The sequence below is a fragment of the Paraburkholderia fungorum genome, from assembly GCF_902833645.1.
In the GTDB taxonomy this organism is placed as follows: domain Bacteria; phylum Pseudomonadota; class Gammaproteobacteria; order Burkholderiales; family Burkholderiaceae; genus Paraburkholderia; species Paraburkholderia fungorum.
Window position 1 is genome coordinate 189,950 of the sequence record NZ_CADFGE010000012.1, and the last position, 17,824, is coordinate 207,773.

Genomic DNA, 17,824 nt, shown 5'->3' on the forward strand with positions numbered 1-17,824 from the left:
TTCCACTTTCTTCATACCTGCCGGAACGGTGTTCCCGTGTCCGCACTTCCAGCGAAATGCGTTAGCGATACTGCCCGGCGTACTTGATCACCTTGTCGATATTGGCCTTGGTGATGAAGCCCGGGCCGGAACCGATATTGCGCGGCCCATAGGCGGGCGCCAGGCCGTAGGTGGCGAGGCGTTGCTGGAACTTCGGATTCGCTTGCAGGATCTGGCGGATCTTCGCCGGATCTGTGGTGTGCTCCTTCTTCACGATCGCCAGCACGGCGACCGGGATATAGCCTTGCAGGTAGGGCTGCTGGTCGATTGCGAACTGGATCGTGCCGTCCTGGATGCCCTTCGCGATGTCATTGTCGAAATCGAACGTCGCGAACCAGACCTTGCCGGCGAGCCCCATCTGTTGAAGCGCCTTGATCGTCGGCGCCGCCGACAGCGGACCGAGCGTGAGCACCGCCTGGGTGTTCGGGTGATTGCGCAGATACGCGCTCACTTTCGATTGCACCCCGGTCGGGTCCTGGCCGGCGTCGAGCGTGGAGGTCTTGAAGTCGACGCCGATTGCGTCGGCAAAGCCCCGGCAGCGTTCGAACGAAGCCGGGTTGGTCGCGTAGTGGTTGACGCACAGGAACGACTTGATGCCCGCCGCCTTGGCCTTTTCACCCGCCGCTTTGCCCGCCGCATATTCAGGCTGGCCGACGTGCATGATCGCGCCAAGCTGCGCGCTTTGCTGTTCGGTGCCGGAGTTGATCGTGACGAGCGGAATGTGTTTCTCGGTCACCTTGGAGATCGCGCTCTTGAGCACGTCGAAGTCGGCGATCGAGACGATCACGCCGTCGTAATTACGCGCGGCCGCCTGTTCGATCAGGCGCGCCATGTCGGCGATGTCGCCGTTCGGCGGATTGCGGTAGTCGGTCTCGACGTTGAAATCTTCGTCGGCCTGTTTGATGGCGTTCTTGATGGTGTTCCACCACGAATCCGAATCCGGCGCGTGGCTGATCAGCACGAAGTGAGCGTCAGCCGCGCGGGCGGCGGATGCCGCGCCGAATCCCATTGCCAACGTCAATGCCGTCGCCAGAATCCTGAGCGTAGCCTTGCCCTTGCAAAGTCTCATTGTCTCCACCTTTCTCGGTCTGTCGTTATTGAAGGGAGCGTCTGGCGGGCGGCCTTCCGACTGCGTGCGTTGCGGCAGGCGTCAGCCGATGCGTCATCGCTCACGATCAAGATTAGGCGATCTTCCGAAGCGTTGCAATGAAAATTTCATGACAAATAAAAATAGAAAATACGTTCCATTTGACGCCGCGCCTGCCTATAATCGGCAGCGTCAGGAGGCTGTGCGGCGGGCGCTGGAAGCGCTTTGCGCACTGCAATAAAGCAAGGAAGAAAGAGCCATGGCGGAAGAGAGCACCGAAGATTTGCCGAGCGTCGAAGAATTGATGCAGCGCATCGCGGAAAACTACGAGACGCTGCCGCGTCAGTTGAAGAACGTCGCGACGTATATCGAGCAGCATCGCTCGAGCGTGATGGTGGACCGCACCAGTGACATTGCCGCGAGCTGCGGCGTCCATCCGTCGGCGGTGGTGCGCTTTGCGCAGCGCTTTGGCTTTTCCGGCTTCTCCGATTTGCAGTCGGTGTTTCGTCAGGCTTATACGGGCCAGGGCACCTCGTCGCCGAGTTACCAGCAGCGGATTCGCAAGCTGATCGACGAGAAACCCGGCGCGTTATCCGGTGGCGCGGTGGCGCGCGAATTTATCGCGGCGTCGCGCGGCGGACTCGAAGAACTCGAAGCCGGTCTCGACGACCAGCAGTTCGATGCTGCCGTAAAGATGCTGCAGCAGGCCGACAACATTTACGTGATTGGCGTGCGGCGCTCGTTTCCGGTGGCGAGCTATATCGTCTACGCGTTGCAGCACACGCCCAAGCGCGTGCATCTGGTGTCCGGTTTTGGCGGCATGTATCGCGAGCAGATTCGCAGCGTGAAGAAGGGCGACGTGGTGATCGCGATCAGTTTTGCGCCCTACGGTAAGGAAACGCAGTATTGCCTGCGTGTCGCACACCATCACCAGGCGAAGACGCTGGTTATTACGGATAGCCAACTTTCTCCGCTGGCGCGTTACGCGACCACTCAACTGTATGTGAAAGAGGGCAGCGCGTTTGCATTCCGCTCGCTGACCAGCACGATCTGTTTGTGCCAGGCGTTGTTCATCGCGCTCGCGTACAAGCTCGAACTGAACGTTGAAGAATCCAAAGACACTGGAGGATACGATGACTGACGCGGTAAAGACGCTCGACGTGGCGGTATTCGGCGCGGGAAGAATCGGCAAGATTCATGCGGCGAATCTTGCGCGGCAACCGGGTGTGCGGCTCAAGTATGTGGTCGATGTGAATCGCGAGGCGGCCGCGGCGCTCGCCGCGGCGCACGGCGCGCAGGTTGCGGATATCGATGGCGCAATGGGCGATGCGTCGATCGGCGCGACCGTGATCTGTTCCAGCACGGACACGCACGCGGATCTGATCCTGAAATCGGCCGCGCAAAAGAAGCATGTGTTCTGCGAGAAACCGGTCGATCTGACGTTGGAGCGTGCGCGTGCGTGTGCCGAGGCGGTGGAAGGTGCGGGCGTGGTTTGCATGATCGGCTTTCAGCGCCGCTTCGACCCGACTTTCTCCGCGTTGAAAGCGCGCATCGACGCGGGCGAAATCGGCACACCGGAGATGCTGGTGGTGACGAGCCGTGATCCGGGCGCGCCGCCGGTCGAGTACATCAAGCATTCGGGCGGCATTTTCAAGGACATGCTGATTCACGACTTCGATATCTTCCGCTGGATTCTCGACGACGAAGCCGACACGTTGCACGCCACCGGCAGTTGCCTGTCCGACCCGGCGATCGCCGACGCTGGCGATATCGATTCGACTGCGGTGACGATCCGCACGAAGCGCGGCCGTCTATGCCAGATCAATACGGCGCGGCGTGCGGCCTATGGGTACGATCAGCGCTTCGAGGTGCTCGGCAGCACTGGCATGCTGCAGGCGGGCAACGTGCGGCCTACGGAAGTCACCGCGTATTCGAAAACCGAGGTGTCGAGTGACGTACCCGAGGCGTTTTTCCTCGAACGGTATCGTGCGGCGTACGCGTTGGAGATTGCGCATTTCTTCGATGCCGTCACGCATGGCAAGCCGGTGCGAACCACGGTCGCCGATGGCCTGAAAGCACTTGAACTCGCTGAAGCCGCTACGCGCTCGTGGCGCGAGGGTCGTGCGGTGAAGCTTGGGGAGGCGTTGTGATGACGACGGCTTCGTCTGGGAGTGGGCGGCTTCGTTTGGGTGTGGTCGGCTTGGGGCGGCTGGGCAAGCGGCATGCGGAAAATCTGGCATATCGGGTGCCGGGGGCGTCGCTCGTGGCTGCTTGCAGTCCGGTGGAAGAGGAGCGGGCGTGGGCGCGCGAGGCGTTGCCCGAACCGCGTCTCTATGACGATTATGCGACGTTGCTCGCGGATCGCGATGTGGATGCCGTGTGGCTTGTGACGCCGTCGTCGTTGCACGCGCAGCAGATTATCGATGCGCTGCGCGCCGGCAAACATGTGTTTTGCGAGAAACCTTTGTCGCTGGATATCGCCGAGTGCGAGCGCGTGTTGGCTGAGGCTGCGCGCCATCCGCATCTGCTGGCGACGATTGGCTTCATGCGGCGTTTCGATCCGAGCTACAAGGATGCATTCGACAAGATTCAGTCGGGCGCGATTGGCAGGCCTTTTCTTGTGCGTTCACAGACCACCGACAAGAACGATGAAGACGGCTTTTTTGTGCGCTTCTCGGCGACTTCTGGTGGGATTTTTTTGGACTGTACCGTGCACGATATCGATGTTGCGCGTTGGCTGCTTGGGAAGCCGCGTGCCAAGCGCGTTTTTGCCGCGGGCGCGGTTGCGTTGCACGAGGGGTTGCGTGAGTTTGGCGACGTCGATAATGGTGTGGCGATCTGCGAATTCGAGGATGGCAAGCTTGCGATGTTCTATGCGTCGCGCACGCAGGCGCACGGGAATGATACGCATAGCGAAGTGATTGGCACGGCGGGGGCGTTGGCCGTTGGGCATAATCCGCGCGCGAATCGCGTTGAGATTTATGATGCCTCCGGCATTCGGAATGAATGTACGCCGAGTTTTTTTGATCGGTTTGAGGAGGCGTTTTTGTTTGAGGCGCGGGAGTTTGTTGCCGCTGTGGCTGGCACTGGTGCGCATGCCGGTGCGCAAGCGGGGGCCACGCTGGCTGACGCGCTTGAAGCTACGCGGATTGGGATGGCACTGCGGCAGTCGCTGCTGAGTGGGGAGGCTGTGAGTTTGTAACGGGATGCGTGTGGGGGGCGGGGGGTTGCTTTGTTGTTTGTCTGTTTTGTTGTTGGTCTTTTGGCCTATTGGCCTTTCCTTGCTGTGTTAGTGGTCTATTAGCGTTGCCCCTGTGCGGGGCGGCACCTACTTTTCTTTGCCTGCCGCAAAGAAAAGTAGGCAAAAGAAAGCGGCTCAAACCGCTAATTTTTAAGCGGGTCCCCCGCACAGTAGCGGTAGTGGTGCATCTGGAATCTGTCACCTCGCACATTCCGCCTTAGTGACAAGGCAGTCATACCTCCGGCGGCGCTGCGCGCGCCGATACCCAGTTCATACCACCACCCGCTACGGTTTCCCTCTCGATTCGCCCGCTGCGGTTTCGCGCCTCGATTTGTCCATCCTGACTCGTCGGCGCATCGCTGTCACCAGGCCACGGCCTCACTCTCCCGTGAGCCCCGGTTCCCTGCTCGCTGTCGCCTCGCTGTTGCGAGCGCAACCGCGGCGGCGATCGCGATCGCATCGCGAAAGCACCGACATTTCCGAAGTGGGGGGTGGCCAATCAGAGCGGGGGCATCCCGCCGGAGCCGACGGCTCCCGCTGCGCGAAGCGAAGCCGCTGGTTCCTGGCAGACCCGTCCGCGACGCACGCAGTGCGGAGTGGGAGCTGATGAGTGCCTTGTCGCTAACGCGGATTGCGCGGGAACACGGATTCCAGATGCACCACTATCGCTACTGTGCGGGGGACCCGCTTAAGAATTAGCGGTTTGAGCCGCTTTCTTTTGCCTACTTTTCTTTGCGGCCGGCAAAGAAAAGTAGGTGCCGCCCCGCACAGGGGCAACGCTAATACACCACTAACAAATCAAGGAAAGGCCAAAAGACCAACGCCAAACAGACCACGAACACATCAAAACAACACCCCAAAACCGGACCAACAAAAAAGACCAAACCCACACCGCCTTTAGGCGTCCCCCCGCCACCTACTGTAAAATCGAACTCTTCAGCGTCTCCTCCGAAGGTCATCGTCGATGCAAATTCAGGTTCATAAGGAAGTCGATGCACGCGGACTGATGTGCCCGCTGCCCATTTTGCGCGCCAAAAAGGCGCTCGCTGACATGGAAAGCGGTCAGATCCTCAAGGTATTGGCGACCGATCCGGGCTCGCAGCGCGATTTCGCCGCGTTCGCGAAGCAAACCGGCAACGAAATCGTCGAAAGCTCGGCGCATGACAAGGTCTTTACCTTTCTGATGAAGCGCCGCTAAAGAACAAAGAAAAAAAGGCGCTGCGCCCACGAATGTGGAACACAGCGCCTTTTTTACGTCTGACCGACGCCCATCGCGAGGGGCTACCAGCGCAAGAAGCTGCGCGCAGCTACCCGATTCCTCAGCCTTCCAGCACCGGCGAACGGGTACGCAAATACTCTTCGAAATCGGCTGCCACTTCCGGGTGACGCAGAGCGAACTCGACCGTCGCCTTCAGATAACCCAGCTTGCTGCCGCAATCGAAACGGGTGCCGTGGTACTTGTACGCCAGCACCTGTTCATCGGCCAGCAGGGATTGAATCGCGTCCGTCAGTTGCAATTCGCCCCCAGCGCCCGGCTTCAGCGCGCGCAGATGCTCAAAAATCCGCGGCTTCAGCACATAGCGGCCCACCACGCCGAGATTCGATGGCGCCACGCTCGGCTCCGGTTTTTCGACAATACCCGACATCTTGATGATCGAGTCTTCCCACTCCTTGCCGTCGACGATACCGTACGACTTCGTCTCCGCCGCGGGGATCTCTTCGACGCCGATCACCGAGCTGTGATAGTGATCGAACACTTCGATCATCTGCGTCATCACAGGCGGCGTGCCGTACAGCAAGTCGTCCGCCAGAATGACGGCGAACGGGTTATCGCCCACCAGCTTTTCGGCGCACATCACCGCATGGCCAAGGCCGAGCGCTTCCGGCTGACGCACGTAGAAGCAGTCCACATGGCTCGGCTTGATGCTGCGCACCAATTCCAGCAGCTTGGCCTTGCCGCGCGCTTCGAGTTCCGCCTCGATTTCGTATGACTTATCGAAATGGTCCTCGATCGCGCGCTTGCTGCGGCCCGTGACGAAGATCATTTCAGTGATGCCGGCCGCCATTGCCTCTTCCACCGCGTATTGAATCAGCGGCTTGTCGACGATCGGCAGCATCTCCTTCGGGCTTGCCTTCGTGGCAGGGAGGAACCGGGTGCCAAGACCTGCTACCGGAAATACTGCCTTTGTAACTTTTAGCATGTGATTACCCTGAATCCTCTGGTTTAGCACTTGATCCGCGCCCGCCTGCAATGGCGCGGGGCACGGAGCGTCGATCAGGCCGGCAAACGAGCCAACTGGGCTTTCAGCTTGCCGATAGTGGTTTCGAATTCTGCCAGCCTTTTCTGCTCCTGCTCAACGACCGCCGGTGGCGCCTTTGCAACAAAGCTTTCATTTTGCAATTTTGCATTGCATTTGACGACTTCCGCGCCAAGCCGCGCGATTTCCTTCGACAGACGCTCGCGTTCCACGGCGACGTCGATTTCCACCTTCAGCACCAGCTTGTCATTTCCTACGATAGCAATTGGCGCGCCATCCGCCTGCGCATCCAGGCTTGCCTCGTCGGCAATGATCTGTACCTCCGACAAACGGGCCAATGCCTGAGCGTACGGCGCAAAGGTGCGCAGGCGCTCCGCATTGCCAGTCGCGAGCAACGGCACCTTGACCGCCGGCGACAGATTCATTTCGCCGCGCAGATTCCGGCACGCATCGATTACTGCTTTCAGGTCGGCCGCCCATTGCTCCGCATCTTCGTCGAGCTTCGACGGTTCGGCAATGGGGTAGGGCTGCACCATGATGGACGCTTCTCCCTCTGCCTTGCCCTGCGGATAACGGCCGGCCAACGGCGCTACTTTTTGCCACAACGCTTCGGTAATGAACGGAATCACCGGATGCGCGAGGCGCAACACCGTCTCGAGCACGCGCAGCAGCGTGCGGCGGGTTGCGCGCTGCTGGTTCGGCTGACCCGTCTGGATCTGAACCTTGGCGAGTTCGAGATACCAGTCACAGTATTCGTCCCATACGAACTTGTATAGGGCGTTGGCCACATTGTCGAAACGATAGTCGGCGAAGCCCTTGGCGATTTCCGCTTCCACGCGTTGCAGGCGCGACACGATCCAGCGGTCGGCCGCCGAGAAATTCAGGTGGCCGTCCGGGCCGCATTCGCCGCATTGTTCCGGCTTGCCGAAACCGCAATCGTGGCCTTCGCAGTTCATCAGCACGAAACGGGTGGCGTTCCACAGCTTGTTGCAGAAGTTGCGATAGCCCTCGCAGCGCGCCAGGTCGAAGTTGACATTGCGGCCGAGCGTGGCCATCGACGCCATCGTGAAGCGCAGCGCGTCCGTGCCGAAAGCCGGAATGCCGTCCGGGAATTCCTTGCGGGTTTTTTTTTCGATCGACGCAGCCTGCTTCGGATTCATCAGGCCGGTGGTGCGCTTGGCGACCAGCGCGTCGAGGTCGATGCCGTCGACGATATCGATCGGATCGAGCGTGTTGCCCTTGCTCTTCGACATCTTCTGGCCTTCGGCATCGCGCACCAGACCGTGCACGTAGACCGTGTCGAACGGTACCTTGCCGGTGAAGTGCGTGGTCATCATGACCATGCGCGCGACCCAGAAGAAGATGATGTCGAAGCCGGTAACCAGCACCGACGAGGGCATGAAGTGCTTCAGTTCCGGCGTCTGCGCGGGCCAGCCGAGCGACGAGAACGGCACGAGCGCGGACGAGAACCACGTGTCGAGCACGTCGTCGTCGCGCTTGAGCGGGCCCGTGTAACCGGCAGCGGCCGCCTTATCGCGTGCGCCTTCTTCGGTTTGAGCGACGAAGATTTCGCCGTTCTCACCGTACCAGGCCGGGATCTGGTGGCCCCACCAGAGCTGGCGCGAGATACACCAGTCCTGAATGTTTTCGAGCCACTGGTAATAGGTGGTGCTCCAGTTTTCCGGCACGAACTTGATTTCGCCGTTGCGCACCACGTCCAACGCGGTTTCGGCGATCGACTTGCCCGGATTGAAGGTGCCTTCCGGCGCCGGCTTGCTCATGGCGACGAACCATTGATCCGTCAGCATCGGCTCGATCACGACGCCCGTACGGTCGCCGCGCGGCACCATCAGCTTGTGCGGTTTGACCGATTCGAGCGCGCCGAGCGCTTCGAGGTCTGCCACCACCTGCTTGCGGGCCTCGAAACGGTCCAGACCCCGGTATTTTTCCGGCGCGTTGGCGTTGATCTTCGCGTTGAGCGTGAGGATTTCGATCATCGGCAGCTTGTGGCGCAAGCCGACCTGATAGTCGTTGAAATCGTGCGCGGGCGTGACCTTGACCACGCCGGTGCCGAACTCGCGATCGACGTAGTCGTCGGCGATGATCGGGACTTCACGGCCGGACAGCGGCAGCGTGACCGTTTTGCCGATCAGGTGCGCGTAGCGTTCGTCTTCCGGATGGACCATCACGGCGGTGTCGCCGAGCATGGTTTCCGGGCGCGTGGTGGCGACCGTCAGATGGCCCGAGCCGTCCGTGAGCGGATACTGGATGTGCCAGAGGTGGCCATTTTCCTCTTCGCTGACCACTTCGAGGTCGGAGACGGCGGTGAGCAGCACCGGATCCCAGTTCACGAGGCGTTTGCCGCGGTAGATCAGGCCTTGTTCATACAGGCGTACGAACACATCGCGCACGGCGGCCGACATTTTGTCGTCCATCGTGAAGTATTCGCGCGACCAGTCGATCGATGCGCCGAGGCGGCGGACCTGGTTCGTGATGGTCGAGCCGGATTGCTGCTTCCATTCCCAGACGCGTTCGGTGAATTTTTCGCGGCCGAGATCGTGGCGCGAGATGCCCTGGGCGTCCAGTTGGCGTTCGACGACGATTTGCGTGGCGATGCCTGCGTGGTCGGTGCCCGGCACCCACAGGGTGTTTTCGCCGAGCATACGGTGATAGCGGGTGAGGCCGTCCATGATCGTCTGGTTGAACGCATGGCCCATATGGAGGGTGCCGGTGACGTTCGGCGGCGGCAACTGGATCGAGAAATCTTTTTTGTTCTCGTCGAAGGTGGGCGCCGCGTAGGCGCGCTTTTCCCATTCGGGGCCCCAGTGGGCTTCGATAGTGTGGGGCTCGAAGCTTTTGGCAAGCGTAGAGGTCGGGTCGCTCGGGGTCTCGCTCATTTTTGGGTCTGCTGGTGGATGCAAAGAATGCTCGATTATAAGGGGCGCTGGGCGCGGCGGGCTTTTGGGGGATGGTTTGGGGCCTGTTCGGCGGTTTTCGTGGTCTGGCTCTTTGTGGTTCTTTGGTGCTTTGGCGTTTTCCTGCTGGGTTCGTGGTGTGTTTTGTTTTTGGTCTTTTGGTCCTTTGGTCTTTTGGCCTTTCCTTGAATTGTTAGTGGTCTATTAGCGTTGCCCCTGTGCGGGGCGGCACCTACTTTTCTTTGCCTGCCGCAAAGAAAAGTAGGCAAAAGAAAGCGGCTCAAACCGCTAATTTTTAAGCGGGTCCCCCGCGCAGCCACGGTAGTGGTGCATCTGGAATCTGTGTTCCCGCGCACTCCGCGTCAGCGACAAGGCGCTCATCAGCTCCCACTCCGCACTGCGCGCGTCGCGGACGGGTCTGCCAGGGAAACCAGCGGCTTCGCTTCGCGCAGCGGGTGCCGTCGGCTTCGCCTCGGCGAGATGCCCCCGCTCTGATTGGCCACCCCCCACTTCGGAAATGTCGGTGCGTTGCTTTCGCTTTCGCGGTGCGATCGCGATCGGTGCAGCGGTTGCACTCGCAACAGCGAGGCAGCGGCGAGTAGGGAACCGGGGCTCACGGGAGAGTGAAGCCCCGGCCTGGTGACAGCGATGCTGCCGACGAGTCAGGATCTAGGTAAATTGAAGCACGAAACCGCAGCGGGTGAATCGAGGCGCGAAACCGCAGCGGACGAATCAAGGGTGGAAGCCGTAGCGGGAGCGATATGAACTGGGTATCGGCGCGCGCAGCGCCGCCGGAGGTATGACGGCCTTGTCACTGAGGCGGAGTGTGCGAGGCGACAGATTCCAGATGCGCCACTACCGCCACTGTGCGGGGGACCCGCTTATGAGCTGGCGGTGTAAAGCCGCTTTCTTTTGCCTACTTTTCTTTGCGGCAGGCAAAGAAAAGTAGGTGCCGCCCCGCACAGGGGCAACGCTAATAGACCACTAACAATTCAAGGAAAGGCCAAAGGACCAAAAAACAAAACAGACCACAAACCCAGCAAGGCACCGCCAAAAAATCCAGCCCAACAACACCCCCGCCGAACAGGCAAAAAAACCTGATCCCCTCCCGGGCATATAATGCCGATTGCCCTCGCCGTCCTCCCGAAAAATGCCCGATCTGCTAGCCAATCTAAACCCCGAACAACACGCCGCCGTCACGCTCCCCAACGAGCCAGCGCTCATCCTTGCCGGCGCGGGCAGCGGCAAAACCCGCGTCCTCATCACGCGGATCGCGTGGCTGATCCAGCACGGTCTGGCGTCGCCCGCCACCATCCTCGCGGTGACCTTCACCAACAAAGCCGCCCGCGAAATGATGTCGCGTCTTTCGGCACTCTTGCCGATCGACACGCGCGGCATGTGGATCGGCACCTTCCACGGCCTGTGCAACCGCATGCTCCGCGCGCATCATCGCGACGCCGGCCTGCCGGCCACCTTCCAGATCCTCGATACCGCAGACCAGCTCTCCGCGATCAAGCGTCTGATGAAGGGCCTGAACATCGACGACGAAAAGTACCCGGCGAAAAATCTCCAGTACTTCATCAACAATTCCAAAGAGCAAGGCCTGCGGCCCAAAGACGTCGACGCCACCGATAACTTCAACCGCAAATTCGTCGAGCTCTACGAAGCCTACGACCAGCAATGCCAGCGCGAAGGCGTGGTCGACTTCCCGGAACTGCTGCTGCGCTGCTTCGAACTGCTCGCGCACAATCCGCCGTTGCGCGCTCACTACCAGGCACGCTTCAGGCACATCCTCGTCGACGAGTTCCAGGACACCAACAAGCTGCAATACGCGTGGCTGAAACTGCTGGCCGGGCAAACCAACTCGATCTTCGCGGTGGGCGACGACGACCAGTCGATCTACGCCTTCCGCGGCGCGAACGTCGGCAACATGCGCGACTTCGAACACGAGTTCAATGTCCGGCACATGATCAAGCTGGAGCAGAACTACCGCTCGCACGGCCATATTCTCGACGCGGCCAACCACCTGATCGCCAATAACTCCCGGCGCCTGGGCAAGAATCTGCGTACCGACGCGGGTCATGGCGAACCGGTGCGCGTCTACGAGTCGGCCACCGATACGCAGGAAGCCGGCTGGATCGTCGAGGAAATCAAGGCGCTGATCAGCACCGGCACGTCGCGCAGCGAAATCGCCATCCTGTATCGCAGCAACGCGCAGTCGCGTACGATCGAACACACGCTGGTCAATGCGGGCATCGCGTACCGGGTGTACGGCGGTCTGCGCTTTTTCGAGCGCCAGGAAGTCAAGCACGCGCTCGCCTATCTGCGCCTGATCGACAATCCGAACGACGACACCGCGTTCGCCCGCGTCGTCAATTTCCCCACGCGCGGCATCGGCGCGCGCTCGATCGAGCAGCTTGCCGACGCGGCGCGTCTGTACAACTGCTCGATGGCGGCGGCGATTCCGTATGTCGCGGGCAAAGCAGGGTCGAGCCTCGCGAGTTTCGCGAACCTGATCGGCAAGATGCGCGCGGAAACGCAGCAGATGAGCTTGCCGGAAACGGTCGAATACGTGGTCCGCACGAGCGGTCTCACGGAGTTCTATCAGAACGAACGCGAAGGCCAGGACCGGCTGGAGAACTTGCAGGAACTGGTCAACGCGGCTGCTGCTTTCGTCAGCGAAGAAGGCTACGGCATGGATACGCCGGCGCGCTCGATTCCGCTGCGCCCGGGCGCCACGGCGGCGCCCGAGTTGGCTGTCGCCACCGACGATCCGAATACCGTCGTGCTGGACGCACCCGGCATCGACGATCCGGCGCAAAATCCGGACACGATGACGCCGCTCGCCGGTTTCCTGTCGCACGCATCGCTGGAAGCGGGCGACAACCAGGCGCAAGCCGGTCAGGAAGCCGTGCAGTTGATGACAGTGCACGCGGCCAAGGGTCTCGAGTTCACGGCGGTCTTCATCACCGGGCTCGAAGAAGGTCTGTTCCCGCATGAAAACAGCGCGATGGAGTCGGACGGGCTGGAAGAAGAGCGCCGTCTGATGTACGTCGCGATTACGCGGGCCAAGGAGCGTTTGTATCTGTCGTTTGCGCAGAGCCGGATGCTGCACGGCCAGACGCGCTACAACATCCGTTCGCGCTTCTTCGACGAACTGCCGCAGGAAAACCTCAAGTGGCTCACGCCGAAGGTCGAGGCGGGCGCGCGCTGGGGCGGCCGTTCGGACAACGCCGGTTACGGCCGCGACTGGTTCGCGCGGCCGGGTTACACGGGTGCATCGTCGTCGACGCCGGCGCCTTTGCCGGCCTTTGCGAACGAACAGCGCGCGGCTGAAACGGGTTTTCGCGTCGGCCAGCAGGTATTCCACACCAAGTTCGGCGAAGGCACGATCACTGCGCTGGAAGGCGGCGGCACGGATGCCAAGGCCCAGGTCAAATTCAAGCGGCACGGCGAGAAGTGGCTGGCGCTCGCGGTTGCTAAATTGCAGGCGGTCGAATGAGCACAGGTAGCATCGATTCACGCCGCGGTGGCGCACCGGTCTCGCATCGTCCGCTGGGCATTCTGGCGGCGTTGCCGCAGGAACTCGGTGATCTGATCGAAGCGATGCGCGCCGAATCCGGCGTACGCACCATCACGCACGGCCAGCGTGACTACCACCTCGGCACCGTGCACGGCACGCCTTGCGTCGTGACATTGGCGCGCGTCGGCAAGGTCGCGGCGGCGGCTACCGTCAGCGCCTTGATCCACGCGTTCGATGTCGAAGCGGTGGTGTTTACGGGTGTCGCCGGCGGCGTCGGGACTGAAGTGCGGGTTGGTGATATCGTCGTCGCCAATGCGCTGATGCAGCACGATCTCGACGCGTCGCCGTTGTTTCCGCGCTTTGAAGTGCCGCTGCTCGGCGTGTCGCGTTTCACAGCCGACGCGGCGCTTGCCGATCAACTGGCCGCGGCTTGCGAGCACTTTGTCGCCGAAGAAGGTACCGCGTCGGCGGCGCGTTTCGGCACACGCGAACCGCGCGTGCATCGTGGCTTGATTATCAGCGGCGATCAATTCGTCGCGAGTGCGGCGGGCGTCAAGGCGTTGCGCGATGCGCTGCCGGATGCGCTCGCGGTCGAGATGGAGGGCGCGGCAATCGCGCAGGTCTGCTACGAATACGGCGTACCGTGCGCGGTCGTGCGCACTATCTCGGACACCGCCGACGATCACGCGCCGCAATCATTCGTGTCGTTTCTCACCGAGATCGCCGGGACGTATTCGAACGCGATTCTGAAGCGGTTTCTGGAAGCGCGCCAGGTGGCGTGAGGTGCTCGCCGCCGCAGGTTCATCCTGATGATACACGTCGGCCCGCTAGCAATAAATCGAACGGGCGGCACACGAGTGCGTCGCCCGTTCATGGCACGAAAGGCCTAGTGCTTCGTTGAGTCTCCCAGCGCCTCGCGCACCTGCTGCAAAGCGGACGGATCCTCGATCGTCGGCAGATCGCCCGGTTCGCGTCCTTCCGCCAGCGCCGCAATCGCGCGGCGTAGCAACTTGCCGGAGCGCGTCTTCGGCAGCATCGACACCACCACCACACGCGCCGGCCGTGCAATCGCGCCGAGATGGCGGTCGACGGTCGCGGTGAGTTCGGTTTCCAGCTTCGCCCGCGCCTTGTCGTCCGGGTAAGCCTGCGGATCGCGCAGCACGACGAAGGCCATCGCCGCCTGACCTTTGAGCGCATCGTTCACGCCGACCACGGCCACTTCCGCGACCGCCGCGTGGCTCGACAACGCTTCTTCGATCTCGCGCGTGCCGAGCCGATGGCCGGCAACGTTGATCACGTCGTCCGTGCGGCCGAGGATCGTGACGTAGCCGTCTTCATCCTGAATACCCCAGTCAAAGGTGGAGTAGACCTGCTGGTTCGGCACGCTCGACCAGTACGTGCTGATAAATCGCTTGTCGTCGCCCCATACCGTGGACATGCAGCCCGGCGGCAGCGGGTAGCCCAGCGCGAGCACGCCTTTTTCGCCGGGCGGGCAGGGCTCGCCCGTCAGTTCGTTGCGCAAGGTCAGATTGAAACCCGCCGACGGTACGCCCGGCGAGCCGAATTTGGTGGGCAAGGCTTCGACGCCGCGAGGAATCGCCAGCATCGGCCAACCGGTTTCGGTTTGCCAGTAGTTGTCGATCACGGGCTTGCCGAGCGCACCGGCGATCCAGCTCGCGGTCGGTTCGTCGAGCGGTTCGCCGGCGAGGAACAGGGTGCGCAGGCTCGACAGATCGGATTTTTTCAGCAGTGCCGGGTCCTGCTTTTTCAGCACGCGCAACGCGGTCGGCGCGGTGAACATCAGGTTGATTTTGTGCTGTTCGACGAGACGCCACCAGATGCCGCCATCCGGGCGAATGGGCGTGCCTTCGTACATCACGGTAGTGAGCCCCGCGATCAGCGGCGCATAGACAATGTAGCTGTGGCCGACCACCCAGCCCACGTCCGACGCGGTGAACATCGTGTCGCCGGGCTTGCCCTGAAAGATGTGTTCCATCGACGCCGCCAGCGCCACCGCATAGCCGCCGACATCGCGCTGCACGCCCTTCGGCTTGCCCGTGGTGCCCGAGGTGTACAGCACGTACGACGGCTCGTTCGATTCGAGCCATTCGCACGGCACATGCGCATCGAAGAACTGTTCGCGCAGCGGTTCGTAGGCGACGAGGTAGCTCGCGTTCAGGCGCTCCGGCGCGAGCTGGCGATCGATCAGCAAGACGCGCGGAGTTTTGTGGGCGGCGCGCGCGAGTGCCTCGTCCATTAGAGGCGTGTAGTCGATCACCTTGCCGCCGCGCGCACCGGCGTCGGCCGTGACGATCAGCACAGGTTTCGCGTCATCGATGCGGGCCGCCAGATTGGGGGCCGCGAAGCCGCCGAACACCACCGAGTGAATCGCACCGAGCCGCGCGCATGCGAGCATCGCGAACAGCGCTTCGGGGATCATCGGCAGGTAAAGCAGCACGACGTCGCCGCGCTTCACACCCAATGAGCGCATCACCGCGGCCATGCGGTTGATTTCGGCATGCAGCTCGGCGTAGGTATAACGCCGCTCGATGCCGGTTTCCGTCGACACATACACCAGCGCGTTTTGCTGCGCCCGTTCCGCCAGATGCCGGTCCACCGCGTTATGGCACAGGTTCGTGCGGCCGCCGACGAACCAGCGCGCGAACGGCGGATTCGAGCGATCGAGCACGGTATCGAACGGGGTTTGCCAATGAATCCGCTGCGCCTGCTCACGCCAGAACGCTTCGGGTTGCTCAATCGAACGACGGTGGAAGTCGCGGTAGGTGGTCATCGGCGGCGATCCTTCTGCTGCGTGAGTGAACGGATGGCGAGTCGTACGACGCCGGGGCGTGGCGAGAGAGCGGTACGACTATCCGCACAAGGATAGTGCAGGCGCGGCGGTGCGGACAACGCGGGTTCACCATGAGCGGGGACAATAAAAAAGGCGCCGCGGCGCCTTTTTTCATTCACTTGCGGACAGTCAAAGCCATCATGCTTTCGCGCGCTTGCCTTCGACATCCGGCAGGAACACCGTCAGCACGCCGATCAGCGGCAGGAACGAGCAGACCTTGTACACATAGGTGATGCTGGTCGCGTCGGCCAACTGCCCGAGCACGGCGGCGCCGACCCCGCCCATGCCGAACGCGAAACCGAAGAAGAGGCCGGCAACCATCCCCACCTTGCCGGGGATCAGTTCCTGCGCATAGACGAGGATCGCCGAGAACGCCGAGGCCAGCACGATACCGATGATCACCGTCAGCACGCCGGTCCAGAACAGGTTGGCGTAGGGCAGCAGCAGCGTGAACGGCGCAACGCCGAGAATCGACACCCAGATCACGTACTTGCGGCCGATCCGGTCGCCGATCGGACCGCCGATCACCGTGCCTGCCGCGACCGCGGCGAGGAACACGAACAGATGGACCTGCGCGGCCTGCACCGGCAGATGGAACTTGTCGATCAGATAGAACGTGAAATAGCTGTTGATGCTGGCGAGGTAGAAGTACTTCGAGAACACCAGCAGCATCAGCACGGCCATCGCGAACATGACCTGATTGCGCGACAGGGTCGCGTGACCGGCCTGGCTACGCGTCTTCTTCACTGCGGGATGCTGCTTGTACCAGCGGCCGATCTGCGCGAGCACGACGATCGCGACCAGCGCGGCCACCGAAAACCACGCGATGCTGCGCTGGCCATGCGGGATCACGATCAACGCGGCGAGCAACGGCCCGAGCGACGAACCCGCATTGCCGCCTACCTGGAACAGCGACTGCGCGAGGCCGTGTTTGCCGCCCGACGCCAGACGTGCCACGCGCGACGATTCCGGATGAAACACCGACGAGCCGCAACCGACCAGTGCCGCGGCCACCAGCAGCACGCCGAAACTCGGCGCGACCGACATCAACAGCAGGCCGGCGAGCGTGAAGCCCATGCCGACAGGCAGCGAATACGGCTTCGGATGCTTGTCGGTATAGCTGCCGACCAGCGGTTGCAGCAAAGAAGCAGTGATCTGATAGGTCAGCGTAATCAGCCCGATCTGCCCGAACGACAGCGAGAAGTTGTCTTTCAGCATCGGGTAGATCGCCAGAATCAACGACTGGATCATGTCGTTGAGCAGATGCGAAAAGCTGATCGCGCCCAGCACCGAGTAGACCGTACGCTGGACTTTGGCGGCAGGGGCGGCAGGGGCGGCAGTACTGGCGGGAGAGGCTGATGCGCCGGCGAGGGCGCTTTTATCGAGGCTCGTTTCCATACGCTAGATGAGAGAGAAAAAAGGGTGAAAGGTCGTGATTTCTGGCTGCCGGCGTTCGGCTACTGACGCGTCGGCATTCCTCCGGGTCGCTTGCCGGTTAGACGGAAAGCGAGCGCTGCGGCATTTCGACGCGATGTCCGGGTTTGTCAGCTATTTGTCGAAGTTTAATGTGGCTTCGGCTAAATGTAAGGACAAGTTTTGTCGCGAATCGGACACGTCCGAGCGGCGCGGTGCCTGCGGCTGCCTCGAAACTGGCACCTCTGGTGCACCGCAGCGGTGCTTTCGGCCGGTGTGTTGCCATTGCCACGGATGATTGGCAAGCCCTCTGATAAATGCGGTTTTGCGATTTTTGGCCATGTATAAAGCGGTCGCGGGCGCGAAGCTTACAAAGCGGCGCGTCGAGGACCGGGCATGACGATTGGCTGACACGAGCGGCGTTAAAGATCGCGGACGTTTATGCCGTAGACCCGGAGAGATAAGCATTAATGCCGGAACCGACCTTTCCGGCAGTC

At 61.6% G+C, this 17,824-nt stretch carries 11 protein-coding genes; 6 read left to right on the forward strand and 5 right to left on the reverse strand.

Features of this window, described 5'->3' with window-relative positions; genetic code table 11:
- Positions 1–61 precede the first annotated feature (61 nt).
- The gene (locus HWX91_RS30715) at positions 62–1,108 is read right to left on the reverse strand and encodes a sugar ABC transporter substrate-binding protein (RefSeq protein ID WP_028199114.1); all 1,047 of its coding nucleotides are present in this window, start codon (positions 1,106–1,108) and stop codon (positions 62–64) included.
- A 277-nt stretch (positions 1,109–1,385) separates the two neighbouring features.
- On the opposite strand from HWX91_RS30715, the gene HWX91_RS30720 reads away from it, so the two are divergent.
- The 4 genes from HWX91_RS30720 to HWX91_RS30735 all read left to right on the forward strand — a co-directional run bounded on the left by HWX91_RS30720 (position 1,386) and on the right by HWX91_RS30735 (position 5,565).
- Positions 1,386–2,267 (forward strand): MurR/RpiR family transcriptional regulator, encoded by an 882-nt coding sequence (locus HWX91_RS30720; protein WP_028199113.1) that lies wholly within the window; start codon positions 1,386–1,388, stop codon positions 2,265–2,267.
- Positions 2,260–3,276, forward strand: coding sequence for an inositol 2-dehydrogenase (gene iolG / locus HWX91_RS30725; RefSeq protein ID WP_028199112.1), 1,017 nt, complete (start codon positions 2,260–2,262; stop codon positions 3,274–3,276). Before HWX91_RS30720 ends, iolG begins: the two co-directional genes overlap by 8 nt.
- Complete coding sequence (locus tag HWX91_RS30730; RefSeq protein ID WP_028199111.1) at positions 3,276–4,328, forward strand: Gfo/Idh/MocA family oxidoreductase; 1,053 nt, start codon at positions 3,276–3,278, stop codon at positions 4,326–4,328. The genes iolG and HWX91_RS30730 overlap by 1 nt, the downstream gene beginning before the upstream one ends.
- A 1,009-nt stretch (positions 4,329–5,337) precedes the next feature.
- The gene (locus tag HWX91_RS30735) at positions 5,338–5,565 is read left to right on the forward strand and encodes a sulfurtransferase TusA family protein (RefSeq protein ID WP_025600552.1); all 228 of its coding nucleotides are present in this window, start codon (positions 5,338–5,340) and stop codon (positions 5,563–5,565) included.
- Between the two features lie 121 nt (positions 5,566–5,686).
- Here the strand turns inward: HWX91_RS30735 and galU are convergent, their stop codons facing one another.
- Both galU and HWX91_RS30745 read right to left on the reverse strand, forming a co-directional pair.
- Positions 5,687–6,568 (reverse strand): UTP--glucose-1-phosphate uridylyltransferase GalU, encoded by an 882-nt coding sequence (gene galU, locus HWX91_RS30740; protein WP_028199110.1) that lies wholly within the window; start codon positions 6,566–6,568, stop codon positions 5,687–5,689.
- Positions 6,569–6,642: 74 nt separating this feature from the next.
- Positions 6,643–9,522, reverse strand: a complete 2,880-nt coding sequence (locus HWX91_RS30745) for a valine--tRNA ligase (RefSeq protein WP_028199109.1) — start codon at positions 9,520–9,522, stop codon at positions 6,643–6,645.
- 1,168 nt (positions 9,523–10,690) lie between these two features.
- Between HWX91_RS30745 and HWX91_RS30750 the strand changes: the two genes are divergently transcribed.
- Positions 10,691–13,042 (forward strand): UvrD-helicase domain-containing protein, encoded by a 2,352-nt coding sequence (locus HWX91_RS30750; protein ID WP_028200165.1) that lies wholly within the window; start codon positions 10,691–10,693, stop codon positions 13,040–13,042.
- A complete protein-coding gene (locus tag HWX91_RS30755) occupies positions 13,039–13,845 on the forward strand; it encodes a 5'-methylthioadenosine/adenosylhomocysteine nucleosidase (RefSeq protein WP_028200166.1) in 807 nt (268 codons plus the stop codon). Before HWX91_RS30750 ends, HWX91_RS30755 begins: the two co-directional genes overlap by 4 nt.
- 104 nt (positions 13,846–13,949) lie before the next feature.
- Here the strand turns inward: HWX91_RS30755 and HWX91_RS30760 are convergent, their stop codons facing one another.
- A complete protein-coding gene (locus HWX91_RS30760) occupies positions 13,950–15,854 on the reverse strand; it encodes a propionate--CoA ligase (RefSeq protein ID WP_028200167.1) in 1,905 nt (634 codons plus the stop codon).
- Between the two features lie 198 nt (positions 15,855–16,052).
- Positions 16,053–17,312 carry an MFS transporter gene (locus tag HWX91_RS30765; protein ID WP_028200168.1) on the reverse strand — a complete coding sequence of 420 codons (1,260 nt, stop codon included), beginning with the start codon at positions 17,310–17,312 and terminating at the stop codon, positions 16,053–16,055.
- Positions 17,313–17,824: the final 512 nt, after the last annotated feature.